Raw genomic sequence first — 26,368 nt, forward strand, 5'->3', positions numbered from 1 at the left:
AAGTTAAAACAGTCCCAATTGAACCTGTGCGACTTCAGACATCATTTCCCGAGACCAGGGTGGGTCTAGAACCACTTCGACATTGACCGAGTTGACGCCTGGCAATGCTCGAATCGCTTTTTCAACATCGCCTTGGATAACAGGACCCATGCCGCAACCGGGGGCCGTTAAGGTCATCGTGACATGAACATCATTGCCTTCACCATTTTCGGCTGGCGTGACCTTGCAGTCATAGACCAGGCCAAGATCGACGATGTTGACGGGGATTTCCGGGTCATAAACTGTTTTCATGACTTCCCAGCAGTTCTTTTCTACAGCTTCCGGCGAGGTGTCTTCGACCAGAGTATGTAATTCATGGGGTTCTTTGCCCAATGCATCGGCATCACTGCCAGCAATGCGTACCATATGGCCGTGCTCGGTAATGACGGTATAACTGGAGCCTAAAGATTGATGAATGGTCACTTCATGGCCTTTACTTAAAGTGCCATGATTGCCATCGGGGATGGTAATGACGTTGACATCACGGGTTAAGGTAACAACTTCTCTTTCTGACATAATTTAAGATGGATTAAAGGTTTGTGCTGAAAAGGTCTGTCCGGTCATGCCGAGACTTTGATTGCTGAACAGATAGACATACAATCGATCCAGCGAGTTCATCGGTGCCAGACGGGATTTGTTTTCGGCCGGATAAACTTTTTTGCGCATTGGTGAATCGACCAAGCCAGGATATAAAATATTGACTCGCACCTGATTACGACTTTCCAGTTCGGCCGCCAGGGTTTTGGCAAAGCCTTCCAGTGCTAGTTTGGAAACGCCATAAGCGCCTTTATAGGCTGGATAGGATTGAATCGAGTCATCGGATGTGAAAACGATGCTGGCCTGTGCGCTTTTTTTGAGTAGCGGCAATAGTTTCTGGGTCAGCAAAAAGGGTGCATTCAGGTTGACGCTTAAGGTTTGTGCCCATTCGTGCGGGCGAATCGTTTCAACTGGGCTGAAGGCGCTCAAGTCGTTGGCCGAATGCAGTAATCCTTGCAGGCTGCCATATTGAGTTTCCAGCGTATCAGCTAATTCTTGATACTGTTGTTCATTGGCACCGGCTAAGTCAAATGGATACAAGGTCGGTTCAACGCCGCCGGCCGCGACAATCCGGTCATAAACCTGTTCTATTTTAGGGATGATTTTATCCAGCAAAATAATATGCGCGCCTTGTTTTGCCAGGGCGAGAGCCGCAGTGCCCCCGAGACCGCCGCCGGCACCGGTGATTAAGATAACGTGATCGGTTAATTGCATAAGTGTGTTTGTATCCAGTCTGAAAGATGTTGGGGAGATTCAATTAGGATATCCGCTCCCCAGTACTCAGGTTTGTCATCGGGCTTTAAATAGCCATAGAGCGCTGCCATTGTCATCATGCCACTGTTTTTTCCGGCTTCTATATCATGTTTGGCATCACCAATATAAATACAAGCCTCTGGCGGTGTATTGGCTTTAGCGCAGGCTTTTAGCATTGGCTCAGGATGCGGCTTGCTGTTAGTTGTGGTATCGCCACTGATAATGCAGGCAGCGCGCCGATCTAAGCCGAATGCCGACATTAGAGGCAAGGTAAAGCGTTCCCGCTTGTTAGTGACAATACCCCATTTTATGTTGTGGCTGTCGAGTTCATCGAGAACTTGCTCCATACCATCAAAATAGCGACTATGGACGGCGATGTTGTGTTGGTATAAATCTAACATGGTGTGCAAGATTGTCTGTTTGCTATCGTCATTACAATTTGGCAGTGCACGTTCGATCATTGCCAATGCGCCATAGGAAATATAGGGACGCAGACTATTTTCATCGATGGTTGTGGCTTGATGCTGCTTAAGCGCTAGATTTAAACAGGTGAGTAAATCCGGCGCAGTATCGATTAAAGTGCCATCTAGGTCAAATAAGATGCAAGCCGGTTGTAATGATTGCATGTCTTTAGCTATTCGGGCTTTTGGTAGGCAGCAATATAATTAACACTGATGTCACGGCCTAAGCGAAAGCGTTTACTGATGGGATTGTATTCAATTCCGGTCATGCCGCGTAACTCCAGGCCGGCGTCGCGGGCCGATTGGCTGAGTTCGGAAGGCTTGATGAAGGTTTTATACTCATGGGTGCCTTTTGGAACCATTTTTAGCAAATGTTCTGCCGCGACGATGGCCAGCAACCAGGCTTTAGGTACTCGGTTCAGGGTCGAGAAAAATACCATGCCACCCGGTTTGACTAATTGGCTACATGCTTTAATGATGGCGCCCGGATCTGGAACATGTTCCAGCATTTCCATGCAGGTAACATGATTAAAACTTTCCGGTTGTTCTGCGGCCAATTGTTCGGCGCTTATTTTCTGATATTTTGCCTGAACCCCCGACTCCAGGCTGTGTAATTCGGCGATATCGATTAAATCCTCACTTAAGTCAATACCTAATGCATCGGCGCCGGCGCGAGCTAATCCTTCGGTCAGAATACCGCCGCCACAACCGACATCGACGATGCGCTTGCCTGCAATATCAGCGTATTTTTGGATAAATTGCAATCGCAACGGGTTGACTTGATGCAAGGTTTTAAATTCACCATCAGGATCCCACCAGCGTTCCGCCTGGGCGCCAAATTTTTCAATTTCGTGTGCGTGTACGTTTTCGGTCATAATGTATTTTTAAGATAATCAGGCCAATAGTTTACTATATTGCTTGGTTTTACGTCGATTTGTCATCGGTTTTTATTTCAAAGGTGCATTTTCAGAGGAGTCTTCAATGTTTGAATTGACAGCACAACAGAAAAATCCGCTTTTTGCCATTCAATGCTTGTTAAAAGGGTTTCAATGGTTAATGCGTAAAGAGCTTAGAAAATACTTTTTATTACCTTTGCTGATCAATATTTTACTGTACAGTGGCTTGTTTGTATTAGGATATTTTTACCTGACTGATCTGATCAACTCTGCGATACCTGACTGGCTCTCCTGGCTGGAATGGTTGCTGTGGCCGTTGTTTTTCATCAGTTTTTTGATGACCGGCTTTTTTACCTTTACCTTGGTAGCCAATTTGATCGCGTCACCCTTTTATAGTCACCTTGCGGCCAGAACGGAAGAATTGTTAAGTGGCGACAAGGTCGATATTGAAGAGCAGCCGATGATTAAAGTACTCTTGGCCGAGATAAAGCGTATCGGCTATTTATTGAGTCGAATGCTGCCTTTGTTGCTGTTATTTGTGATACCGGTGGTCAACTTGATTGCGCCGCTGTTGTGGGCGTTATTTGGTGCGTGGGGCTGTGCGCTCGAATATATGGCCTATCCATTGGAAAATAAAGGTTTGTTGTTCAGTGAACAGCGTCAGGTTTTACAAAAAAATCGTTTATCTGCTCTGATCTTTGGTGGGATTGTGGTGCTGGGCATTACTATTCCTGTTGTCAACTTGCTGATGGCGCCAGCGGCGGTGATTGCTGCGACGGTGTTTTTTTATGGTACAAACAACGCTGTAAGCGGAAAACAGGAATCTAAATAAGTTTTATCCGGGGGGGCGTTTCACAGTAAAATGGTGCTTTTGGCATATAAACGCTTCGCATATGCATTTTCATCGCCTAGTCGCCGCTTTTTCATCTGTTTTCGACAAAAAGTCAACTATGGGTAAATACAACACATGTGCAAAGCGTCTATTTTTCATCTCGTTGAAGGAATGGTGAATTAATGAATCTTGATGTGTTCCTGTCGTTATTCAGTTTGATACTGATTTCATTGGCTGTTTATGTCATTGCTGAAAAGATAAAACTTCCGTACACCGTTTTGTTGGTGATTGTGGGGTCTTTATTGGTGCCATTGGCCAGTATCGAAAGCTTTTCTTTTATCACCAGCCTTGATTTAACGCCGGAATTACTGTTTTTTGTTTTTCTTCCCATCCTGATTTTTGAGTCGGCCTACAACATCAAGATTGATGACATGCTGGCCAATATCCGGGCTATCAGTCTGTTAGCCATCGTCGGTTTATTGTTATCGACGGCATTTATTGGCGTGGCTGGCTACTATATCTTTAATTATCTCGGCTTTCATGTACCGCTTATGGTCATGTTGTTGTTTGGCGCCATTATTTCAGCGACTGACCCGGTTGCCGTTTTGGCATTGTTTAAACAATATGGCGCACCAAGGCGTTTAACCTTAATCTTCGAAGGGGAAAGTCTGCTCAATGACGGAACAGCATTCGCTGCTTTTTTGGTTATCCTGGGTGTTATGTCTACCGGAGCAACCAGCTGGAGCGCATTGGTCGACGGGGGACTGGATTTTTGTATTATGCTGTTTGGCGGGGTTTTATTCGGTCTTTTCATGGGTTTTTTGTTTTCCAAGATGATCGAATGGGTAAGAGGGCATGAACATCTGGAAATTACATTGACGCTGCTGGTTGCCCACTTTACGTTTATTTTGACGGAAGTGATTTCCGAGCATATCGTGATTGCAGGGCATTTTATGCACTTTTCACCCATTATCGCGACCATGGTGGCATCGATGGTCATTGGTAATTTTGGGCGTTATAAAATGTCATCGGGTGTTGAAGAATATATGGAGAAGTTTTGGGAATATTTCGCCTTTATCGCCAATTCATTGGTGTTTATTTTGATGGGGCTGTTGTTCGTTGAACAATCTATTTCCTTGCATATTGCAGTGATGCCAATTGCGATTGCGATTGTGATCGTCATGATTGGTCGTGCGGTGGCTATTTATCCGGCATTGGGGTTTCTCAATCTGATCAAAAAAGAAGAGCCGATTCCATTACGGTGGATGCATTTATTGTCTTGGGGAAGTTTGCGCGGCTCTTTAGCGGTCATCATGGTGTTGTTGATTCCGGATGATTTAACTCTGCCGCAATGGCAGTATGCGTTTACTATCAAGGAATTTTTGACTGCGATTGTCATTGGCTGCATTTATTTTACGCTATTAGTTAAAGCGTTGAGTATTGAAAAAGTCATTCACAGCTTGAAGATCGATGCTTTGACTGAATTTGAAGAGGTAGGGTATTTTAAAAGTAAGGCATTGATTTTCGATGAGGTAATAAAAACACTAGATCGCTTGTTGTTGGAGAAAAAAATAACCCAACGCCTGTATAGCCAGCTGATTAAAATCTATCAGCAAAAACATGATGAAGTCATGCAAGAGTTCCGCCAAAAAATTGGTGATGATAGGAAACAGTCTGAAAGATTGTTGCGCGTTTTTGTTTTGGGTACCGAAAAAGCCAAATTGCAGGAAATTTATCGACGTGGCGAAATTAATGAAAAAATCTACAAAAAAATACTGAATCTTTTGGATATTCAAATGAAGCGGGTAGAGAAAGGGCAGCCACAATTAAAATCCATCAACGAACGCTTTCCGGTCGATATGATTGAGGCACTGATCAATTTTATCCGGCGTATTTTGTTTTTACCTTCGCCGTTATTGACGCCTCAGGAATTGTATGTGTATTACCGCGTCCAGTATAAATTGTTAAAGGATGCCATTGCCCACCTTCAAAACCTGCCGAACACTAGGGGGATTTTCAAAACGGCAACAGCCCCTAGTCTCAAAGAAATATTTGATGACGCTGAAGCGTTGCAGAAAACGATTAAGTTGTATCAAAAAATTGCAGAGAATACGAAACGAAATCTCGATTTGATGATTGAAGAAAATTATGAACTCGTTACCGCTTATAATCTGCAACAAGGCGAAAAAACGATCTTGCTGAAAGAACAGGAAACATTAAATTATTTAACAAAAAACGAAATCATCACCCCTAAATTGAGCATTATGTTGCAAAAGGAATTGCTGGAAAAAGAAACCCGTTTTGAACAATTTACGCATTAGTTACGTGTATTGACAACAGGAGAATTCCTTTGAATATCGAAATTTTTACAGCAGCCGCGCCGATTGCCGGAGCAGGTGGCTTGTTATTGGCATTTATTATTTATAGGTTGATTCTAAAAGTCGATGCAGGCAGTGAAAAAATGCAACAGATTGCCGACTTGATTCACGAAGGCGCCATGGTGTTTTTAAAAGCAGAATACCGGATTCTGGTTATTTTTGTGTTGATTGTGGCGAGTTTGATTTACTTTAAAATCAATCCGGCGACTGCTTTTGCCTTTTTAGGCGGTGCGACCTGCTCTATGCTGGCCGGTTTTTTTGGTATGAAGGCGGCCACAAAGACCAATGTCAGAACCTCTGCGGCGGCCAATCAGCAAGGTATGGGTGCGGCGCTGATGATCGCTTTCGGTGGTGGTTCGGTGATGGGGCTTTCGGTTGCCTCTTTGGGGCTGACCGGCTTGGCGATCGTTTTTCTATTGATTGATCCTTCTAAAGTGGCGAATTATTCCATCATGAGCGGATTTGCTATGGGGGCGTCATCGATTGCTTTGTTTGCGCGTATTGGCGGGGGCATTTACACCAAAGCAGCCGATGTGGGTGCGGATTTGGTCGGTAAGGTCGAAGCCGGCATCCCTGAAGATGACCCCCGAAATCCTGCAACGATAGCCGATAATGTCGGCGATAATGTCGGCGATACGGCAGGGATGGGGGCCGATATTTTTGAGTCTTATGTTGGTTCGGTGGTGGCTTCTATCGTGATCGCATCGGCTGCGACAAATTTTGTCGATAGCGACGTCATGCAGACAAAAGCATTGATTTTACCTATTGCGTTGATTGTATTAGGACTTTTTTCTTCGATCATCGGCGTGTTGGCGATGCAGGTTTTAAAAAATCGTCATCCGGCACATGCCTTAGAAGCTGTAACCTGGATTGCGGCGCTGTTATTTCTTGGCATGGCTTATGTTTTGATTCATCAAACTGGCATTCAGTTTTATCACGACGAACGGATAACATCGGTGGATGGGCCATTCTGGGCCCTGTTTGGTGGCACATTGGCTGGCGTGTTTATCGGTCGTGTAACCGATTATTACACCGCAAAAAGCCCGATTGAAAAAATTGCTGAAGCCTCTAAGTTTGGGCCCGCTACTAATATTATTGCAGGATTGGGTATTGGTATGCGTTCGGTTGTATTGCCTATTTTGGGGATTTGTGTGGCGATATTTGTGTCTTATTATTCAGCCGGGTTATATGGTATCGGCATTGCCGCCGTGGGCATGTTGGCGACGACAGGTGTCACGATGTCGGTGGATGCTTATGGGCCGATTGCCGATAATGCCGGCGGTATCAGTGAAATGGCTGAATTAGGCCCTGAAACGCGAAAAATAACCGATTCGCTTGATGCGATTGGCAACACGACTGCAGCGGTGGGGAAGGGGTTTGCGATTGGTTCGGCGGCATTGACGGCGTTAGCACTGTTTTCCGCCTATGCCCAGGCAGCTCATCTGGACAAAATCGATTTATTGAATCCGCTCGTTGTGATTGGTTTATTTATTGGTGGTTCAGTGCCTTTTCTGGTTGCGTCGATGACGATGGATTCGGTAGGCAAAGCAGCGCAGGCGATGGTGGAAGAGGTGCGTCGTCAATTTCGTGAAATCAAAGGCCTGATGGAAGGTGATGTTAAACCCGATTCGGCCCGCTGTATCGAAATTTCAACTAAAGCCTCGTTGCGGGAAATGATTTTGCCAGGTTTAGTCACGATTTCAACGCCGGTGTTGGTGGGTTTTTTGTTGAATAAAGAAGCATTAGGCGGCTTGCTGGCAGGATCCCTGCTAGCGGGGGTCTTGATGGCCTTGTTTATGGCAAATGCCGGTGGTGCCTGGGACAATGCTAAAAAACTGATTGAAGGCGGTGCTTATGGTGGTAAAGGCAGTGATGTACATAAGGCTGCTGTTTGTGGTGATACTGTGGGAGATCCTTTCAAAGATACCTCAGGACCTTCGCTTAATATCGTGGTTAAACTGATGTCGATTGTATCCTTAGTTATTGCACCATTATTGACTTGAGAGGCTATCAATATTCGCTGATTAGGCGTGTAGATCGAAGTTAATGTAACCAAGCCCAAAAACGGTAAAATGCCAGGATGAATAAAATGCTCAGACCGCCGAGCAGAAATTCCTGATGCTGGATGATTAAATCATGGATTTGTGTGATCAATTGTTGTGACATTTCTTGATAAAGCAAAAAACTGCCTAGCAATAATACAAATACACCAAAGCCCGGTTTTAGATAATGCGTGTGGATGATGCGGGATAAATAGCTGCCGACAAAACTGCCTAGAATGGCACAGAGTGTAACTGTCGCTGTGAGTGGAATATTTAAATCAATATGACCTGCATGACCGGCTAATGCTGAAATTGACTGCAATACGATGATAAACAAGGATGTGCCAATCGCAGCCTGAATCGGAAGGCCTGCCAACAATGTCAATGCCGGAACCAGTAAAAAGCCGCCGCCGACACCGATTAACCCGGTAATTAGGCCCACCAGGACACCATCCAACAAAATCGCCGAAACAGGAAGATTTTTTGGGCAGAAGTTTTCTTCGCAATTTTGTACCGGTGCTTGTGCATTTTTGGGTTTCCGAATCATCGAGATCGAAGCTATGATCATGATCAGTGCAAACAGCACCAGCAAGATAGGATCGGGGATATAAGCGGATAATTGGCCACCAAAAAATGCACCCAGCATGCCGGCGATACCAAAGGTAAGCCCCGTCTTCCAACAGACACGGCGATGACGGGCATGTTGAACCACCGCAATCAGGCTGGTGAGGCATACTACAATCAATGAGGTGACGATGGCTTTCTGGGCCGAAAGCTCGGCTAGATAGACTAGAACAGGCACGGTCAGAATTGAGCCGCCGCCACCGAGTAAACCCAGCAAAATGCCGATAACAATCGATAATAGCGCAATAAGCGTCATGTTTGGGCGCCCTTAGCCTTGAACAATCTGGCCGTCGTCAGCCTCAACTTGTCCACAAGATTGATTGGCCGGTAAGGCTTCGTTGATAAATTTAGGGTAGGGCAGGTTGAGGTTGTTCATGATTTCGATAAATTCTTCACGGCTTTTTTGATTGCCCAGGCGCGAATTTAACGCTTTTTCCTGTTTTATCGTCGAAACCGTCATGCCTTTATAATCGTGGCCGGGATAAACCAGCGTATCATCAGGCAAGGTAAACAGTTTTTGGGTGATGCTTTCATACATGGTTTTGGCATCGCCTTGCTGAAAATCGGTGCGGCCGCAGCCGTTAATCAACAGACAATCACCGGTAAATACACGATCATCCAGCAAATAGCTGACACAACCATTCGTGTGTCCCGGCGTATGCAGTACTTTGATGATAATTTCACCTACCTGCAAGATGACGCCATCGGTGACCAATAAATCGGCGCATAAGGCCCCTGCATCGCGGTGGACGATGCTTTTACTGCCTATACGTTCGCGCAAGATAGCCGCCGCCGTAATATGATCGGCATGGACATGCGTTTCTGCGGTATAGATCAAGTCCAGATCCAGCTCATCCAATTGTTGAATATAAAAATCTGTTTGACTTGCGACCGTATCAATCAAGATAGCGTTACCGCTGTATTCGCAACCGAGTAAATAAGTATAGGTGCTACTAACTGGTTCAAAAAATTGTCTGAAAATCATGATCTTTTCCGTAAATAGAACAGAACATTATTAAACACTAATATACGTAAAATGTCCAATTATCCCTATAGCGATCGCTATCGCAAAAGGGATACACGGGATCATGCTGGATAACGAAGCATTTTCTGAAATTTGACAACACGAACAGCGGCAAGGTGGTAGTAAAATGCTATCAATGGGTACTCCGCTAATGCTTCCAAACACTGATCAGGCTGGTGAAGTCATCTGTCCAACTCTGCTTGAACGTTGTATTTGTCGCTAATTGGCGCCACTGGTGTTGTGTTTGAGTCAACAAGGGACTGAAGATAGTCATATTTTTTGACAATAAAACCCAGTCAGAGGCAAAAATCTGCGATTTGCTTTGCGGGCGGTGTTTTTGAATCAGACCATAAAGCCCTAACTGGTGGGCATGGTCAGCTAAAACCGGTTCAAGATCAAGATAATGGTTGGAAATATGGAAAGCGAGGATACCGTTTTTAGTTAAACGTGCCAGGTAAAGCTCAATGGCTTCCCGGGTCAACAAATGAGTGGGAATGGCATCTGAGGTAAAGGCGTCAATGACCAGTAGGTCAAAATGCTGGTTAGCTTGTTTGTCCAACGTCAACCGGGCATCACCAGGATAGATCGCATACTGCGACATACAATCCTGCAGATAACTGAAATAGGCAGGCGTGGTCGCCATGCGGATAACGGCGGGGTTTAATTCATAAAAATGCCAATGTTGATTCGGTGTCGCATAGCTGCCTAATGCACCACTGCCCAGTCCTACGATGCCGATATTCCAGTCTGTACTGCTATCTTGATAAGCCTGAAATACCTGGCCAATCGGCCCTTGGACACTATAGTAACTGATCGGGGTACATTGATTATTATTATTGACCAGTTGCGCGCCATGTTGCGTGGTTCCGCTATACATGGCGTGCAGAATATCATTCTCCAGCCCGCTATCGTTGTTAGGCAGTGTCGTTTGCGTCACACTCAACACGCCATAAAAATTACGTGTTTTCATTAAGGTTTGTTCGTTTTGTTGGGTGAATGACGTGGTACAGGAGACCAACAGGCTGCTGTATAAAAAGAGGTACAGCATGTTTTTATGAAACATGAAATAGTTGCTGAGAATCGCGATGACAATGAGGGCAATGAGTGCGTTGTTGGCAATATCTTGATGGTATTGATAAACAATCAAGCCAAAAAACATCAAATAAAGCAGTAGCGATACCAGGAATATTTTTTTAGGAATAGGGGCATGGCGTTTTTTTGTTACGGTATTTAGCATCAGTGCTGTGATAATCATCAATGGATATTCATATAAATCGTCAAACACAAAAGGCACTACAAAATTATTAAAAACACCGCCTAACATCCCACCTAAGGACATGATTAAATAATATTGGGTCAAATATTCAGGTTGGGGTCTGCGGCGTGCTAATTCGCCATGACAGAACATGATGCAGATAAAAAAGATGAGCAGGTGTAATATCAGCTCCAGGCTGTAATCAGCCAGTTTTTCGTCAGACAAAAAATAAATTAGGAAGGGAACAACTATCCACGGTTGCAACCGCGAAATCCAGGGGTGGAGGCTGTCATTATAGCGGGAAAATACCAGAATAAATGACAGCAGATAAAGTGCAAGTGGAATAATCCACAACAGAGGAACGGACGCGATGTCTGTACTGAGATAATGTGTTGTTCCGATCAGCAAGCTGGAAGGTGCCAGCGCTAAAATCAACCAATACAGTTGTTGGGCCAGGTTCGGTTTTGAGAGAAGGTGAGCGGCTGGTTTGAATATTAGAGCAATATCTTGCCGGCTCTGCTTATAAAAAGCCATACAAAGCAACACTAAAGCCAATAGCAACACAAATCCCATGCTCCAGAAACGTTGTTGATCGGAGAGACCTAGCTGCGATTCAAAGATGAGCGGATAACTGAGTAAAGCCAGTAAACTGCCACTGTTGCTGGCGATAGACAGAAAATAAGGGTCGCTGCTATGGGCGTGGCCGAGACAGGAAAACCACTTTTGAATCAGCGGCGAGGTGGTCGATAAAATGAAAAAGGGTAATCCGATGCTGCCAAATAAGACGGATAATAGCCAAAATACAGGGGTGTTGTCTGTGGGTGGTGCTTCAGTTTGCACAATGCCGATGGGTATAAAGAGCAAACTCAACAGTAATAACCCACTGTGTACGCGGATTTGTTGTTTCGGGGGGAAATGGCGCGTCAGGTAATGGGCATATAAATAGCCCACAAAAAGCAATGTTTGGTAAAACACCATACAGGTGTTCCAGACTGATGCGGCGCCACCTAGCGCGGGTAATAGCAGCTTGCCGAACATGGGCTGCAAAATAAACATTAAAGACGCACTCATAAAGAGTGTCAGTGCAAAAAATACAACAGAAGCGAAATCTCGGCGGGTTTCGCTCGAATGAGCTATATCCATCGTCTTCACCATTGATTTTGAGTTTAATTGTATGGAGTCAAAACCATTTTCTGTAGGAGAAATATTAACCGGAATCGTTTGCGTTTACAAAATATTTTTATGGGCAAATTATTCAAAATCAAGTATTGATGGTGTCGAATGCCTATACGAAAAGGTAACTAATCGCACGGTAATCATTTAGAGGCCGTAGGGTATTGATTTTTAAGGACGCGTAGATACATCCATGTAGCTCTGTGCAACATCCTTGTTGCACAAGCCTGAAAAATCAATACCCTACGGCCAATGTGTCTGAAGGGGTGAGTAGTTACACGAAAAGTATAATTGTAAATTTTATTTGAGCGGTATACAGTTAAGAGGTTTTTAATATGCTCAAGAGGGGTTGAAATGGCAGAAAAAAATAAAATATTACAGCCTGAGGTTTACCCGATTATTTTGGATTTCTTTTTTGGTAATCACGAAAAATGGAATGATCGATTTGATCATTTTTGCCGGCTTGCATCAGACATGACAGGTAAGCCCATTGCTTTCAACAGTGCATTGGGGGTTATTTTACTGTGGATGTTGAGTGGTCCCGTATTTGGTTTTTCAGATACCTGGCAATTGATTATCAACACGGCGACAACCATTGTTACTTTTTTGATGGTTTTTTTGATCCAGCATACGCAAAACAGAGACAGTAAAGCCCTGCATATTAAACTGGATGAGCTCATTCGTGCGCAGGAAGGGGCAAAAAATGATCTTATCGACCTTGAAATATTAGAAGAAAAAGAATTGAAATTGTTACATGATTATTACTTAAAACTGGCGAAGGACGCCCGCAAAGAGACATCTGCCGATTAAATGACAGAAACAAGGACGTTATTACCCCATTTAGCTTGTACCAAAACCTCTTCAGAGACGGCAGTTTGGACGAGTCGTGGCGATTGGCATGCCGATTTACTTGGGGAACTGAAGCCATTATTACAGAAATGCATTAGATCCTTGCATAACGTTACTTTGCAGTGGGATGTTTCTGAGATTGGACGAATTGATACGGCAGGAATGTTGCTTCATATACAGGCACTTGAACAGCTAAAAAAACAAGGTTGCACGGTTGAGTTCAGAGGCCAAAGCCAGGATTTTGTACGCTTGTACGATTTGCTGCAAAAACACAGAACGGTTGAGGCCGCATCAGAAAGCCCCGCTCAACCCTCAGCGATTGTTTCTGTTTTGGATGATATTGGCAAACGCTGTGTTGGCGTGTGGTACACGTTAGCAAATTTTTTAGCCTTTATCGGTGAGAGTTTTATTCATTTTCTCTATTCTCTGCGTCATCCTAGCGCATTCCGAATTAAAGCCATTATCAAAAATATCGATGATGCCGGCTTTAAGGCGTTACCGATTATTGCATTGACCAGCTTCCTGATTGGTGTTGTCATCGCTTACCAAGGCGCAGTGCAATTGGAAAAATTTGGCGCCAATATTTTTATCGTCGATATGATTGGCATTTCTATCACCCGCGAATTAGCGCCGTTGATTACGGCAATTGTTGTCGCCGGCCGAACCGGATCGTCTTATACCGCACAATTAGGTGTCATGAAACTGACCGAAGAAATTGATGCCATGCGGACTATGGGGTTTGAGCCACATCGTTTTTTGGTTTTACCACGCATGATTGCCTTGATGCTGGCCTTACCCTTGCTGATTTTTTTTGCCGATATCATTGGTATTGCGGGGGGGATGCTGATTTCGAACCTGCATTTAAACTTATCATTTAATGAATTCCTTCACCGTTTGCAGAATGTATTGGCGGTTAAGCATGTCTGGATTGGTATTGGCAAAGGTCCGTTTTTTGCTTGGTTGATTGCGGTGGTTGGCTGTTTTAATGGTTTTCAGGTGGCTAGGGATACCGAAAGTATCGGCCGTTACACCACCATCAGTGTGGTCAATGCCATTTTTCTAGTGATTGCCTGCGATGCTGTTTTTTCCGTGATTTTGACCGAGTTAGGTATTTGAATGTCTGTCATCATTAAAGCCCGTAATATTGTGACCCGGTTTGGTGATAATGTCGTGCATGATGGCGTGTCTTTAACCGTCAATACAGGTGAAATTTATGGTTTGCTGGGCGGGAGCGGTTCAGGTAAATCGACCTTATTGCGCGAGTTTATTTTATTATTGCGTCCTCAGGCAGGGTCAATTACGGTACTCGGCTATGATGTTATGGCGTTAAATCCATTTCAGGCTGAACAATTACGCCGCCGATGGGGTATTCTGTTTCAATCAGGTGCACTCTATTCATCGTTGACCGTGGCTGAAAATATTGCCGTCATGCTACAAGAATACACTAACTTATCGTCTGATGTGATTGCAGATATTGTCAACATAAAACTCAATATGGTGGGCTTACCTAAACATGCCGCAGACTTATATCCGGCTGAATTAAGCGGCGGCATGATAAAACGGGCAGGATTGGCCAGGGCCTTGGCCATGGATCCTGAGTTATTGTTTCTCGATGAACCTACCTCGGGTTTAGACCCTGTCAGTGCAGAAGGCTTTGATCAATTGATCATGGAGTTACGTGACATATTGGGTTTGACGGTGGTTATGGTGACTCATGATCTGGATTCAATTTGGACCATTGTCGATCGCTTTGCGGTATTAGGGGATAAAAAAGTGGTGGCGGAGGGTGATTTAGACACGGTGATGCAAAACTCGCACCCTATTATCGACGCTTTTTTCAAAGGTGAGCGGGGACGTATTCGGAGTCGGCATGGAAACTAGAATAAATTATACCGTCGTGGGTTTGTTTGTTGTGTTACTGGCAAGTGGGCTGATTTATTTTATATATTGGTTAGCCAAATACGGTACCGATCAAGACTATACCTACTACAAAGTTTATATGACCGAGTCGGTCGCCGGTTTAAGCGCCGATGCGGCTGTCAAATATCGCGGTGTCAATATTGGCACCGTCGCTAAAATCGACTTGCGTAAAGATAATCCCGAACAAGTCGAATTATTGTTGAAAATCAAGCAAGGTGTACCCATCAAACAAGATACGACGGCCACACTCAAATTATTTGGATTGACCGGCTTAGCCTATATCGAACTCAGCGGCGGTAAAAAAGATTCGCCGTTACTGTTGAGCGACGAAGACCATATTGCCGTGATTCCCGCACGGCCATCCATTTTTGCCCGCATCGATGAATCGGTTACTGACATGACAGGGAAGGCGGTGATGGCGATGGATAAATTTGTACATTTGTTGAGCGATAAAAACCTGAAAAACCTTGAACAAATGCTTGATGAAACGAATGGATTGATCAAAGAAGTCAGACAGCAACTGCCGGCGATCAAAAAACTGATTAAACAAGGCATTAAAATGGAGCAACACGTCACTGTATCCTTTGACAAAGTGGCGACTGCCGCTGCGAGCGTCAAAGCGATGTCAGACAAACTCAATACCAGTTATGGCGATTTAGGACAGGAATTATCCAATGAACTCAGTACCAGTTTGACAGGATTTAATCAGCTCGTGACACAAATGACCTTTTTGACCAATGACCTGCAGCGCACGCTGAAGTCATTTGAAGATAGTCCGGGCGATTTGCTTTTTAAACGCTCTCAAGTCAAACCAGGGCCGGGTGAAGAACAATGAGACAGATACGAATACTAGGTATTTTTGTGACGATGTTGTTTTTGAATGCTTGCATGGTGGAATCAATACCGCCCATTCAGACCTATACACTTAATTACCAGAGCACCGGCGTACATTCTTCCGTTAAACACTGTCAGGCGAAAACCAAAATTATTCGCCTAACTCAAATCAACGCATTACTACCCTATACTAGCCAAGATATTATTTATTCGGATAGCCCAAACCAACTCAATCATTATGCGTATAGTCGCTGGAGTGATGCGCCAGTCAGATTATTGGGTAAGCTATTTCAGCAAACCCTACAAAGCGCAGAGATGTTTAAAGCCGTTGTTAGTGGTGCGTCAGTGTCTAAAGCAGATTATTTACTTGAAAGTGAGTTACTGGAATTTAGGCAACTTATTTTGGATAAATCCCATTCCGAAGTCAGTATCAATATGGAATTTCGTCTGCTAGATACCAAAACGCGGCATGTGATCGATGTAAGACATATCCAAGAGCATCACTCCGTTGCCACCATGAATGCGCGTGGTGCCGTTGAAGCCCTCAATCAAGCTTCACAAAGCGTCGCCGACAAATTAGTACTCTGGTTGCAGGAAAATCTTTGTTAGTCCATAAAGCGTACTGCCAAATGCATGAAACGCAAGCGCTACATTTTTTATACTTTTAATGTAGCTACTCACGCCTTTAGAAACACTGGGCGTAGGGTATTGATTTTTCAGGACGCGTAGATATACTCTTCGCAAATGAGAATTTAGCATAAAAAGATGACGTAATGGAGTGAAATATATAAAATAAGGCCATGTCGAATTACACCCTTCCAGAGACTGAATTAGCCGATTTGCGCGAAGCCCATGGTGAGCTTCGAGAAAAACGTGATGCAGACCGAGTTAAAGCCATCATTCTTTTAGGTTCAGGCTGGTCAGCAACAAACGTTGCCGAAGCACTTCTCATTGACCGCAATACAATCCGTACCTACTATCGAAAATATAAGAAAGGTGGTCTTGCTAAACTCCTACAAACTCAGCATGTTGGAAGTGCCAGTTTCTTATCGGTTTCAGAAGCGACCGAGTTGGATGAATATCTGCAGAAAAATCTTCACTTAACCGCTAAATCGGTTGCAGCTTACATTAAAGAGCGTTGGCAGGTTCGCTATAGTGAACGCGGTGTGACAGCCTTGCTGCATCGCTTGGGTTATGTCTATAAAAAGCCCAAGCTGATACCCGGCAAAGCTAATGCAAAGCCCAACTGGAGTTCCTTGAGAAATATCAACAACTAAAGGAAGACAAGCAGCCCGAAGACTTGATATTGTTCATGGATGGTGTTCATCCACAACATAATCCTGTAATGGCTTGTGGTTGGATTAAGCGTGGTGTGGAATTCACGATTCAGAGTAATACCGGGCGTCAACGTCTCAATGTCAACGGTGCAGTCAATATCGATTCTCTGGATACTGTCTGCCGCTTCTATGACACCATCAATGGCGAGGCAACGATTGATCTTTGTAAGGCGATTGAAGAACGTTACCCGAAGGCTGGGACTATTTACATCATTTGCGATAATGCACGCTACTACCGATCAAAGGCTGTCAGACAATTTCTTGAAATGTCGCGAATTGAATTAGTGTTTTTACCGCCGTATGCGCCGAATCTTAATTTGATTGAACGGTACTGGCGATATTTCAAGAAAGAAATCTTATATGACCAGTATTATGAAACATTCAAAGAATTCAAAATAGCCTGCGAGACATTCTTTTCTGAGCCAGAAAAGCATGTCGACTTTCAAATTATCGGTGCATGATGGTTTGCTCTATTTTCATGTGCGGAGAGTATACATCCATGTAGCTCTGTGCAACATGGATGTTGCACAAGCCTGAAAAACTCAATACCCTACGCCCACTAAATGATTACCGTGCGAGTAGGTACCTTTTAACACAAATTAAAACAGGAGCACCATGACTAGTACCCAACAACGCGCAGTGCTGCAACGCCAAATTTGGCAAATTGCTAACGAGGTTCGTGGCTCAGTTAGCGGCTGGGATTTTAAACAATATGTACTCGGCACACTATTCTATCGCTTTATAAGTGAAAATTTTGTCAATTACATTGAAGGTGGTGACGACAGTATCAACTATGCAGAACTGGACGATGAGGTGATCACCCCGGAAATCAAAGACGATGCCATTAAAACTAAAGGCTATTTTATCTACCCCAGCCAGTTGTTTTCCAATGTCGCTGCCGACGCCAACACCAATGAAAGTCTGAACACGCATCTGGCCAAAATTTTAACCGAAATAGAAGCCTCCGCCAGCGGTTACGCTTCCGAGCCCAACATGAATGGCCTGTTTGCCGACTTTGACACCACCAGTATCCGACTCGGTAATACCGTCAAAGACAAAAACAGCCGCCTGGCCGCTGTGTTAAAAGGCGTGGCCGGGCTGGATTTTGGTGATTTTGAAGACAACCACATCGACCTGTTCGGCGACGCCTACGAGTTCCTGATTGGCAACTACGCCGCCAATGCGGGCAAATCCGGTGGCGAGTTTTTCACCCCGCAGCATGTCTCCAAACTGATTGCCAAGCTTGCCATGCACAAGCAAACCAGCGTTAACAAAATCTACGACCCCGCCTGTGGTTCCGGCTCGCTGTTGCTGCAAGCCAAAAAACACTTTGACGCGCACATCATCGAAGATGGCTTCTGGGGGCAGGAGATCAACCACACCACCTACAACCTTGCCCGTATGAATATGTTTCTGCATAACATCAACTACGACAAATTCAATATTCAGCTAGGCAATACACTGACCGACCCGCATTTTGGCAATGACAAACCCTTTGATGCCATCGTCTCCAACCCGCCCTATTCGGTGAAGTGGATAGGTTCAGATGACCCCACCCTAATCAATGATGAACGCTTTGCCCCTGCCGGTGTGCTCGCCCCCAAATCCAAAGCCGACTTTGCCTTTGTGCTGCATGCCTTGAATTATCTCTCCAGCAAAGGCCGCGCCGCCATCGTTTGCTTTCCCGGTATTTTTTACCGTGGCGGAGCGGAAAAGAAAATCCGCCAGTATCTGATCGACAACAACTATGTGGAAAGTGTGATTGCGCTTGCGCCCAACCTGTTTTACGGCACATCCATCGCCGTGAACATTCTGGTGCTATCCAAACACAAAACGGACACCACCACCCAGTTTATTGACGCCAGTGGTGAGGATTTCTTCAAAAAAGAGACCAACAACAATGTGCTCACCGACGCCCATATCGAGCGGATAATGGGCATCTTCGACAGCAAGGAAAAAATTGACCATATCGCTGAAACCGTGCCCTTCGAGAAAATCAGGGAAAACGACTACAACCTCTCCGTCAGCGCCTATGTAGAGCCAAAAGACACCCGCGAGGTGATCGACATTACCCAGCTCAATGCCGAACTCAAAACCACGGTTGCCAAAATTGACCGCCTGCGGGCGGAGATTGATGCCATTGTGGCGGAGATTGAGGGATAGGGACTACAGCAAAACGCAGGAGCAAGGAACCACAGATGCACGCAGGTAAACACAGATTGAATTCGATTTCTGAAAAAATTATTGGATATGCATTTAATGTATCAAACACGCTTGGGGCTGGATTTTTAGAAAAGGTTTATCAAAATGCATTGCATCTTGAGTTGTTGGATGCAGGCTTTCAGGTAGAGAAAGAAAAATCCATTACCATTAGCTACAAGGGGAAAGTGATTGGCGAATACTTTGCTGATCTATTGGTTAATCAACAAGTCATTATCGAGATTAAGGCAGTGCAATCGCTCAATGAAAGACATCAGGCACAACTACTTAATTATCTAAAAGCAACAGGCTTGCATTTAGGGATTCTTATAAATTTTGGCACCCCTAAGGAAGCGCTGATCTATTCAGTGCTTCCGTGCAGCCCATGGACGGGCTGCCAAATCAATAGCGTAAGCGTTTGATTTGTAAGAGAAAGGAAAACCACGCTTTTCCTTTCTTGAGCTGATTTTTGGCAGGACGCCAATAAATCAGCACTTCCCTAAAGTACAAATCAAAAGAATGGTTAATGGTAAAGGAACCACAGATGAACGCTGATCAACACAGAGTAAAAAGACCACAGATGAACACGGATAAACACAGATTAAAAAGAGAGAAAAATATCCGTGTCCATCTGTGTTTATCTGTGGTTAAAATCAGGAGCAAGTAGATATGCTGGAAAATAAATCCGTTTCACTGACGGAGCCGCCCGAAGGCTATGGCGACTGGCTGGCTGAATTAAAAAACAGGATTCACACTGCCCAGCAGCGTGCAACACTGGCAGTAAACCGCGAATTGATTATGCTCTATTGGCAGATCGGGAATGATATTCTTATACGGCAAAACGCACAAGGATGGGGTTCAAAGGTCATAGAACGGCTGGCACATGATCTGAGCACTGCCTTTCCCGATATGAAAGGGTTTTCATCACGAAACCTAAAATATATGCGTGCATTTGCCGAAGCCTGGAGCGATGTCGAATTTGTGCAACAGGCTGTTGCACAATTGCCATGGGGGCATAACCTAGTGCTGCTGACTAAGTTGAAACAACGAGAAGAACGCCTTGCCTATGCCCAAAAAGCGCTTGAACATGGCTGGTCGCGCAATGTGTTGGTCACACAGATCGAAACCAGACTACTTGAACGCGAAGGTGCTGCCGTCACCAATTTTGAACAGTGCTTGCCCAAGCCACAATCTGACCTCGCCCGAGAATCACTTAAAGACCCTTACCGTTTTGATTTTCTGGGGCTGGCTGCTGAGGCTCAGGAGCGAGACATTGAGCAGGCATTGCTACGCCATGTCACAGAATTTTTGCTGGAATTGGGCGCTGGTTTCGCCTTTGTCGGCAAACAGGTTCACCTGGAGGTCGGGGGAGACGATTTCTATATCGACCTGCTGTTTTATCACTTGAAGCTGCGTTGCTATGTGGTGATTGAATTAAAAGCCGGTGATTTCAAGCCCGAACACCTCGGGCAACTGGGCTTTTATCTCACCGCCGTGGATCGTCAGGTCAAAGCGGCTGAAGACCATCCCACCATCGGCCTGTTGCTGTGCAAGAGTAAAAACAAGGTGGTGGCGGAATATGCGCTAGGCGACAAAACCCAGCCCATGGGCATTGCTGAATACAAACTGCAAGAGTCCTTGCCTGAACACCTGGAAACCAACCTGCCCAGTATTGAGCAGATTGAACGGGAGTTGCAGGGAGGTGAATTATGAGCAAGCAACCACGGATGAACGCAGATCAACACAGATTAAAAAGAGATAAAAATATCCGTGTCCATCTGTGTTTATCTGTGGTTAAAGATGCAGAGATTGAGGGATAGGAACCACAGATGAACGCGGATAAACACAGATTTTTGGAGAAGTTGCTGGATGGGGCTGAGGTGGCGTGGTTGCCGTTGGGGGAGGTTGCAGTATTACGACGAGGTCGAGTTATGTCGAAAGGCTATTTGGCTGAAAACGCTGGTGAATATCCTGTGTATAGCTCTCAAACAGCAAATAACGGAATGATCGGAAAAATTGGGACTTTCGATTTTGATGGCGAGTTTGTTAGTTGGACAACAGATGGTGCTAATGCTGGCACGGTTTTTTATCGTTTGGGGAAATTTTCAATTACTAATGTTTGTGGCGTGATTAAAGGTAACGGAACACTGCCTCTTAGCCTAAAATTTCTATTTTATTGGCTTTCAACTGAAGCCCAAAAGCATGTTTATTCGGGCATGGGGAACCCCAAGCTTATGAGTAATCAGGTGGCAAAAATTCCAATCCCCATCCCATGCCCTGATAATCCGGAAAAGTCGCTGGCGATACAGGGGGAGATTGTGCGCATTCTCGACACCTTCACCGAGCTGACCACCGAGCTGACCACCGAGCTGACCGCCCGCAAAAAGCAATACAACTATTATCGCGATAAGTTGCTTACCTTTGAAGAGGGGGAAGTGGAATGGAAGACTTTGGGGGAGGTGGCCGAGAATCTTGATTCACAGCGCAAACCGATAACAAGCAATCTTAGAGAGCCCGGTGAGATTCCGTACTATGGAGCATCAGGCATAGTTGACTATGTCAAAGACTATATTTTTGACGGGGATTTTTTGCTTGTGTCAGAGGATGGGGCAAACTTGTTAGCTAGAAGCACACCAATCGCTTTCAGTATCAGCGGAAAAAATTGGGTAAATAATCACGCCCATGTTTTAAAGTTCGAGACATACGCTGAGAGAAGATATGTCGAGTACTATCTAAATATACTCTTCGCAAATGAGAATTTAGCATAAAAAGATGACGTAATGGAGTGAAATATATAAAATAAGGCCATGTCGAATTACACCCTTCCAGAGACTGAATTAGCCGATTTGCGCGAAGCCCATGGTGAGCTTCGAGAAAAACGTGATGCAGACCGAGTTAAAGCCATCATTCTTTTAGGTTCAGGCTGGTCAGCAACAAACGTTGCCGAAGCACTTCTCATTGACCGCAATACAATCCGTACCTACTATCGAAAATATAAGAAAGGTGGTCTTGCTAAACTCCTACAAACTCAGCATGTTGGAAGTGCCAGTTTCTTATCGGTTTCAGAAGCGACCGAGTTGGATGAATATCTGCAGAAAAATCTTCACTTAACCGCTAAATCGGTTGCAGCTTACATTAAAGAGCGTTGGCAGGTTCGCTATAGTGAACGCGGTGTGACAGCCTTGCTGCATCGCTTGGGTTATGTCTATAAAAGCCCAAGCTGATACCCGGCAAAGCTAATGCAAAAGCCCAACTGGAGTTCCTTGAGAAATATCAACAACTAAAGGAAGACAAGCAGCCCGAAGACTTGATATTGTTCATGGATGGTGTTCATCCACAACATAATCCTGTAATGGCTTGTGGTTGGATTAAGCGTGGTGTGGAATTCACGATTCAGAGTAATACCGGGCGTCAACGTCTCAATGTCAACGGTGCAGTCAATATCGATTCTCTGGATACTGTCTGCCGCTTCTATGACACCATCAATGGCGAGGCAACGATTGATCTTTGTAAGGCGATTGAAGAACGTTACCCGAAGGCTGGGACTATTTACATCATTTGCGATAATGCACGCTACTACCGATCAAAGGCTGTCAGACAATTTCTTGAAATGTCGCGAATTGAATTAGTGTTTTTACCGCCGTATGCGCCGAATCTTAATTTGATTGAACGGTACTGGCGATATTTCAAGAAAGAAATCTTATATGACCAGTATTATGAAACATTCAAAGAATTCAAAATAGCCTGCGAGACATTCTTTTCTGAGCCAGAAAAGCATGTCGACAATTTGCGCTCACTTTTAACTGAGAATTTTCAAATTATCGGTGCATGATGGTTTGCTCTATTTTCATGTGCGGAGAGTATAGTATTAATCTAACTCCATATATTTCAGGATCTGCTCAGCCGAAACTAAATAAGAAAAACCTCAATAGCATTAAAATTCCTACCCCACCCCGCGCCGAACAAGCCCGCATCGTCGCCATTCTCGACAAATTCGACACGCTTACTACCTCCATCAGCGAAGGCTTGCCCCGTGAGATTGAGCTGCGGCAAAAGCAATATGAATATTACCGCGATCTACTGCTAAGCTTTCCTGAAGGAGAAACCACAGATGAACGCAGATAAACACAGATTGAAAAGAGAGAGAAACATCTGTGTCCATCCGTGTTTATCTGTGGTTGATTATGTAAGGTTTTTTTCGTATGAGTAACAAGGTTCCGCAGCATCCGAAAATTTATCACATTGTGCATATGGACAGGCTCGCATCGATTATCAGTGAAGGTTGCTTATGGAGTGACGCAGCAGTTCAGCAAAAAGGACTGGGCGGAACCATGATTGGTATGCCACATATTAAGCAGAGGCGGTTGAGCAACCCTTTGACAAGTCATCAGGGTTTAACGGTCGGGCAATGCGTGCCGTTTTATTTCTGCCCTCGTTCTATTATGCTGTTTATTCTCTCCAGGCAAACCCACGAGGATATAGTCTATCAAGGCGGTCAACAGCCCATTATTCATCTGCAAGCCGACCTGCACAGGGTGATTGATTGGGCACAACAGAACGATAAGCGATGGGCTTTTACTGATTCCAATGCTGGATCATCCTATTTTAATGACTATTGTGCTATAACAGACTTGGATAAGATAGATTGGAATGCGGTTAATGCCCATAGCTGGTCACAATGTAAAGAAGGCAAACAAGCTGAATTTTTGTTGGAAGAGCAATTTTCGTGGACATTGGTTGAAGCAATCGGCGTCTATTCACAAGCGCAGGTTCAGCAGGTAAGCACCGCTTTAAGCACAGCAAGCCACCAGCCGCGATTGAGCGTTGAGCGCAACTGGTATTACTGAGGAGGGGTAATATGATTGTTTACAAAACAGGTGATATTTTTACAGAAGAGGTGGAAGCCATTGTCAACACGGTAAATTGCGTCGGGGTGATGGGGCGCGGCATTGCGCTGCAGTTTAAAAAGCGATTTCCGGAAAACTTCAAAGCCTATGAAACAGCCTGCAAACAAAACAAAGTTGTCCCGGGCAAAATGTTTGTCTATGAAACAGGCTCATTGATTTATCCCAAATATATCATCAATTTTCCGACCAAACGACATTGGCGCGGGGCGAGCCGCATGGAAGATATTGAAGCGGGTCTTGAAGATCTGGCGGAAGTAATCACCAAACTCAACATCAAATCCATTGCGCTTCCACCGCTTGGCGCGGGCTTGGGCGGGCTGGATTGGAATGATGTTCGTGCTCGTATTGAAAACATGCTCTCAAATCTATCTGATGTGGAAATTATTGTTTTTGAGCCCAAAGGCGCACCAGAAGCCAAAAAGATGGTGAAAAACCGCAAAGTGCCTAAGATGACACCAGGGCGTGCGGCATTGATTGAACTCATACACCGCTACCTGTCGGGGTTGTTAGACCCATTTGTTTCACTGCTTGAAGTGCATAAACTAATGTATTTTCTACAGGAAAGTGGCGAACCTCTCCGCTTGAAGTATCAGAAAAACATCTATGGCCCTTATGCGGAAAATCTGCGTCATGTTTTGAATGCGGTGGAAGGCCACATGCTTTCAGGGTATGCCGACGGGGGAGATAGACCCGATAAGGAGCTGAGACTGGTTCCCGGTGCTTATGAAGACGCAACTGAATTTATGCGACAGCATCCGCAGACAAGGCAACACTTTGAGAAAGTATCTGAATTGGTGGAGGGCTTTGAATCACCTTTCGGCATGGAGCTTCTTGCCACGGTTCATTGGGTTGCCGCAAAAGAGGGAGCAAGTTCAAAAGATCAAGTGATTGAAAAAGTGCATCAATGGAATGTGCGAAAAAAACAGTTTAGCCCTCGGCAAATTGAACTGGCTTATACTGTGTTGATTGAAAAAGGCTGGCTCCTGGAAGAACGAAACAATGGTTGATTACACCAAAACCATCGCAGAATCCAATCACTTTATCGTTCTCGACAAATATACCCGGGAATTACAGGTCGCGGAGAGCTACCAGAGCGAATATGACCTGGAGCGGGAGCTGGTTGAGGACTTGCAGAATCAGGGTTATGAATATCTGCCAGATCTGACCAAGCCGGAATTGATGCTGGCCAATGTGCGCGAGCAGTTGCAAACATTGAATAAGGTGCAGTTTTCTGATGGTGAATGGCGGCGTTTTGTTGAAGAATATCTGGACAGGCCCAACGATGGCATTGTGGATAAAACCCGCAAGATTCACGATGATTATATCCATGACTTTGTGTTTGACGATGGCCGCATCCAAAATATCTACCTGGTGGACAAAAAGAATATCGCCCGCAACAAGGTGCAGGTGATTCGGCAGTTTGAGCAGGCTGGCAGCCATGCCAACCGCTATGATGTGACCATTTTGGTGAACGGCTTGCCGCTGGTGCAGGTTGAGCTGAAAAAACGCGGGGTGGCCATTCGTGAGGCGTTCAACCAGATTCACCGCTACAGCAAAGAGAGCTTCAACAGCGAGAACTCTCTGTATAAATATCTGCAAATTTTCGTCATTTCCAATGGCACCGATACCCGCTATTTTGCCAACACCACCAAACGCGACAAAAACAGCTTTGATTTCACCATGAACTGGGCGAGAGCTGATAACAGCCTGATCAAGGATTTGAAGGATTTTACCGCGACCTTTTTTCAGAAAAACACCCTGCTCAATGTGCTGTTGCATTATTCGGTGTTTGATGTTGGCAACACCCTGCTGGTGATGCGCCCTTATCAGATTGCCGCCACTGAGCGCATGTTGTGGAAAATCAAAAGCGCGTTTGAGGCCAAAAACTGGAGCAAGCCGGAAAGCGGCGGCTATATCTGGCATACCACAGGTTCCGGTAAGACCTTGACCAGCTTCAAGGCGGCACGCTTGGCGACAGAGCTGGATTTTATCGATAAGGTGTTTTTTGTAGTGGACAGAAAAGACCTCGACTATCAAACCATGAAGGAGTATCAGCGCTTTTCTCCCGATAGTGTCAATGGTTCGGACAGCACCGCAGGCTTGAAGCGAAATTTAAGCAAGGACGACAACAAAATCATCGTCACCACCATTCAGAAGCTCAACAACCTGATGAAAAGCGAGCGCGATTTGCCGGTTTACAGCCAACAGGTGGTGTTTATTTTTGATGAATGCCACCGCAGCCAGTTTGGTGAGGCGCAGAAGAATCTTAAGAAGAAATTCAAACGCTATTATCAGTTTCGCTAAATGT

General features: G+C 44.9%; 25 protein-coding genes and 2 pseudogenes. 20 read left to right on the plus strand and 7 right to left on the minus strand.

Annotated elements, in window-relative coordinates:
* Positions 1 to 3: 3 nt before the first annotated feature.
* The 4 genes from sufT to ubiG are packed head-to-tail and all read right to left on the minus strand — an operon-like array spanning position 4 to position 2,665.
* The gene (gene sufT, locus JEU20_RS11645) at positions 4 to 555 is read right to left on the minus strand and encodes a putative Fe-S cluster assembly protein SufT (protein ID WP_198246284.1); all 552 of its coding nucleotides are present in this window, start codon (positions 553 to 555) and stop codon (positions 4 to 6) included.
* A gap of 3 nt (positions 556 to 558) precedes the next feature.
* The gene (locus tag JEU20_RS11650; RefSeq protein ID WP_198246286.1) at positions 559 to 1,290 is read right to left on the minus strand and encodes an SDR family NAD(P)-dependent oxidoreductase; all 732 of its coding nucleotides are present in this window, start codon (positions 1,288 to 1,290) and stop codon (positions 559 to 561) included.
* Positions 1,281 to 1,955: an HAD family hydrolase gene (locus tag JEU20_RS11655; RefSeq protein WP_198246288.1), complete on the minus strand. Its 675-nt coding sequence runs from the start codon at positions 1,953 to 1,955 to the stop codon at positions 1,281 to 1,283. The genes JEU20_RS11650 and JEU20_RS11655 overlap by 10 nt, the downstream gene beginning before the upstream one ends.
* Before the next feature lie 8 nt (positions 1,956 to 1,963).
* Entirely contained in the window at positions 1,964 to 2,665 is a 702-nt protein-coding gene (gene ubiG, locus JEU20_RS11660) for a bifunctional 2-polyprenyl-6-hydroxyphenol methylase/3-demethylubiquinol 3-O-methyltransferase UbiG (protein ID WP_198246290.1), read from the minus strand.
* Between the two features lie 106 nt (positions 2,666 to 2,771).
* Here ubiG and cysZ point away from each other — a divergent pair, with 106 nt between their 5' ends.
* The 3 genes from cysZ to JEU20_RS11675 all read left to right on the plus strand — a co-directional run bounded on the left by cysZ (position 2,772) and on the right by JEU20_RS11675 (position 7,899).
* Positions 2,772 to 3,518: a sulfate transporter CysZ gene (cysZ, locus tag JEU20_RS11665; protein ID WP_198246292.1), complete on the plus strand. Its 747-nt coding sequence runs from the start codon at positions 2,772 to 2,774 to the stop codon at positions 3,516 to 3,518.
* Between the two features lie 182 nt (positions 3,519 to 3,700).
* Positions 3,701 to 5,839, plus strand: coding sequence for a cation:proton antiporter (locus JEU20_RS11670; RefSeq protein ID WP_198246294.1), 2,139 nt, complete (start codon positions 3,701 to 3,703; stop codon positions 5,837 to 5,839).
* Positions 5,840 to 5,868: 29 nt separating this feature from the next.
* Positions 5,869 to 7,899, plus strand: a complete 2,031-nt coding sequence (locus tag JEU20_RS11675) for a sodium-translocating pyrophosphatase (protein WP_245395242.1) — start codon at positions 5,869 to 5,871, stop codon at positions 7,897 to 7,899.
* Positions 7,900 to 7,939: 40 nt separating this feature from the next.
* Here the strand turns inward: JEU20_RS11675 and JEU20_RS11680 are convergent, their stop codons facing one another.
* From JEU20_RS11680 to JEU20_RS11690, 3 genes are all read right to left on the minus strand, one after another.
* A complete protein-coding gene (locus JEU20_RS11680; protein WP_198246296.1) occupies positions 7,940 to 8,818 on the minus strand; it encodes a sulfite exporter TauE/SafE family protein in 879 nt (292 codons plus the stop codon).
* Positions 8,819 to 8,830: 12 nt separating this feature from the next.
* Positions 8,831 to 9,547 carry an MBL fold metallo-hydrolase gene (locus JEU20_RS11685; protein ID WP_198246298.1) on the minus strand — a complete coding sequence of 239 codons (717 nt, stop codon included), beginning with the start codon at positions 9,545 to 9,547 and terminating at the stop codon, positions 8,831 to 8,833.
* Between the two features lie 187 nt (positions 9,548 to 9,734).
* Positions 9,735 to 11,984, minus strand: coding sequence for a spermidine synthase (locus tag JEU20_RS11690; RefSeq protein WP_198246300.1), 2,250 nt, complete (start codon positions 11,982 to 11,984; stop codon positions 9,735 to 9,737).
* A gap of 384 nt (positions 11,985 to 12,368) precedes the next feature.
* Here JEU20_RS11690 and JEU20_RS11695 point away from each other — a divergent pair, with 384 nt between their 5' ends.
* From JEU20_RS11695 to JEU20_RS11765, 17 genes and pseudogenes are all read left to right on the plus strand, one after another.
* Positions 12,369 to 12,824: a low affinity iron permease family protein gene (locus JEU20_RS11695; protein ID WP_198246302.1), complete on the plus strand. Its 456-nt coding sequence runs from the start codon at positions 12,369 to 12,371 to the stop codon at positions 12,822 to 12,824.
* A complete protein-coding gene (locus tag JEU20_RS11700) occupies positions 12,825 to 13,979 on the plus strand; it encodes an ABC transporter permease (protein ID WP_198246304.1) in 1,155 nt (384 codons plus the stop codon).
* Complete coding sequence (locus JEU20_RS11705; protein WP_198246306.1) at positions 13,980 to 14,744, plus strand: ABC transporter ATP-binding protein; 765 nt, start codon at positions 13,980 to 13,982, stop codon at positions 14,742 to 14,744.
* A complete protein-coding gene (locus JEU20_RS11710; protein ID WP_198246308.1) occupies positions 14,734 to 15,618 on the plus strand; it encodes an MlaD family protein in 885 nt (294 codons plus the stop codon). Before JEU20_RS11705 ends, JEU20_RS11710 begins: the two co-directional genes overlap by 11 nt.
* Entirely contained in the window at positions 15,615 to 16,226 is a 612-nt protein-coding gene (locus JEU20_RS11715) for an ABC-type transport auxiliary lipoprotein family protein (protein ID WP_198246310.1), read from the plus strand. Before JEU20_RS11710 ends, JEU20_RS11715 begins: the two co-directional genes overlap by 4 nt.
* Before the next feature lie 191 nt (positions 16,227 to 16,417).
* A complete protein-coding gene (locus tag JEU20_RS15335) occupies positions 16,418 to 16,894 on the plus strand; it encodes a helix-turn-helix domain-containing protein (protein WP_245395243.1) in 477 nt (158 codons plus the stop codon).
* Between the two features lie 29 nt (positions 16,895 to 16,923).
* Positions 16,924 to 17,415 carry an IS630 family transposase gene (locus JEU20_RS15340; protein ID WP_245395270.1) on the plus strand — a complete coding sequence of 164 codons (492 nt, stop codon included), beginning with the start codon at positions 16,924 to 16,926 and terminating at the stop codon, positions 17,413 to 17,415.
* A 154-nt stretch (positions 17,416 to 17,569) separates the two neighbouring features.
* On the plus strand, positions 17,570 to 19,117 hold the full coding sequence (locus JEU20_RS11725) for a type I restriction-modification system subunit M (protein ID WP_198246312.1): 1,548 nt from the start codon (positions 17,570 to 17,572) through the stop codon (positions 19,115 to 19,117).
* Between the two features lie 35 nt (positions 19,118 to 19,152).
* The gene (locus JEU20_RS11730; RefSeq protein ID WP_198246314.1) at positions 19,153 to 19,575 is read left to right on the plus strand and encodes a GxxExxY protein; all 423 of its coding nucleotides are present in this window, start codon (positions 19,153 to 19,155) and stop codon (positions 19,573 to 19,575) included.
* Positions 19,576 to 19,822: 247 nt separating this feature from the next.
* Entirely contained in the window at positions 19,823 to 20,866 is a 1,044-nt protein-coding gene (locus JEU20_RS11735; protein WP_425356714.1) for a PDDEXK nuclease domain-containing protein, read from the plus strand.
* Between the two features lie 116 nt (positions 20,867 to 20,982).
* Complete coding sequence (locus tag JEU20_RS11740) at positions 20,983 to 21,921, plus strand: restriction endonuclease subunit S (RefSeq protein WP_198246316.1); 939 nt, start codon at positions 20,983 to 20,985, stop codon at positions 21,919 to 21,921.
* A gap of 39 nt (positions 21,922 to 21,960) precedes the next feature.
* On the plus strand, positions 21,961 to 22,377 hold the full coding sequence (locus JEU20_RS15345) for a helix-turn-helix domain-containing protein (protein ID WP_198245250.1): 417 nt from the start codon (positions 21,961 to 21,963) through the stop codon (positions 22,375 to 22,377).
* Positions 22,378 to 22,406: 29 nt separating this feature from the next.
* Positions 22,407 to 22,985, plus strand: coding sequence for an IS630 family transposase (locus tag JEU20_RS15350; RefSeq protein ID WP_245395192.1), 579 nt, complete (start codon positions 22,407 to 22,409; stop codon positions 22,983 to 22,985).
* 32 nt (positions 22,986 to 23,017) lie between these two features.
* Positions 23,018 to 23,278: pseudogene (locus JEU20_RS11750) on the plus strand (restriction endonuclease subunit S); the annotation flags it as partial.
* Between the two features lie 77 nt (positions 23,279 to 23,355).
* Entirely contained in the window at positions 23,356 to 24,000 is a 645-nt protein-coding gene (darT, locus tag JEU20_RS11755) for a type II toxin-antitoxin system toxin DNA ADP-ribosyl transferase DarT (protein WP_198246318.1), read from the plus strand.
* An 11-nt stretch (positions 24,001 to 24,011) separates the two neighbouring features.
* Positions 24,012 to 25,067 carry a type II toxin-antitoxin system antitoxin DNA ADP-ribosyl glycohydrolase DarG gene (gene darG, locus JEU20_RS11760; protein ID WP_198246320.1) on the plus strand — a complete coding sequence of 352 codons (1,056 nt, stop codon included), beginning with the start codon at positions 24,012 to 24,014 and terminating at the stop codon, positions 25,065 to 25,067.
* Positions 25,060 to 26,358: pseudogene (locus JEU20_RS11765) on the plus strand (HsdR family type I site-specific deoxyribonuclease); the annotation flags it as partial. The gene darG and the pseudogene JEU20_RS11765, both read left to right, overlap by 8 nt.
* Between the last annotated feature and the right edge of the window lie 10 nt (positions 26,359 to 26,368).

It is taken from the genome of methane-oxidizing endosymbiont of Gigantopelta aegis, assembly GCF_016097405.1.
Classification (GTDB): domain Bacteria; phylum Pseudomonadota; class Gammaproteobacteria; order Methylococcales; family Methylomonadaceae; genus Methylomarinum.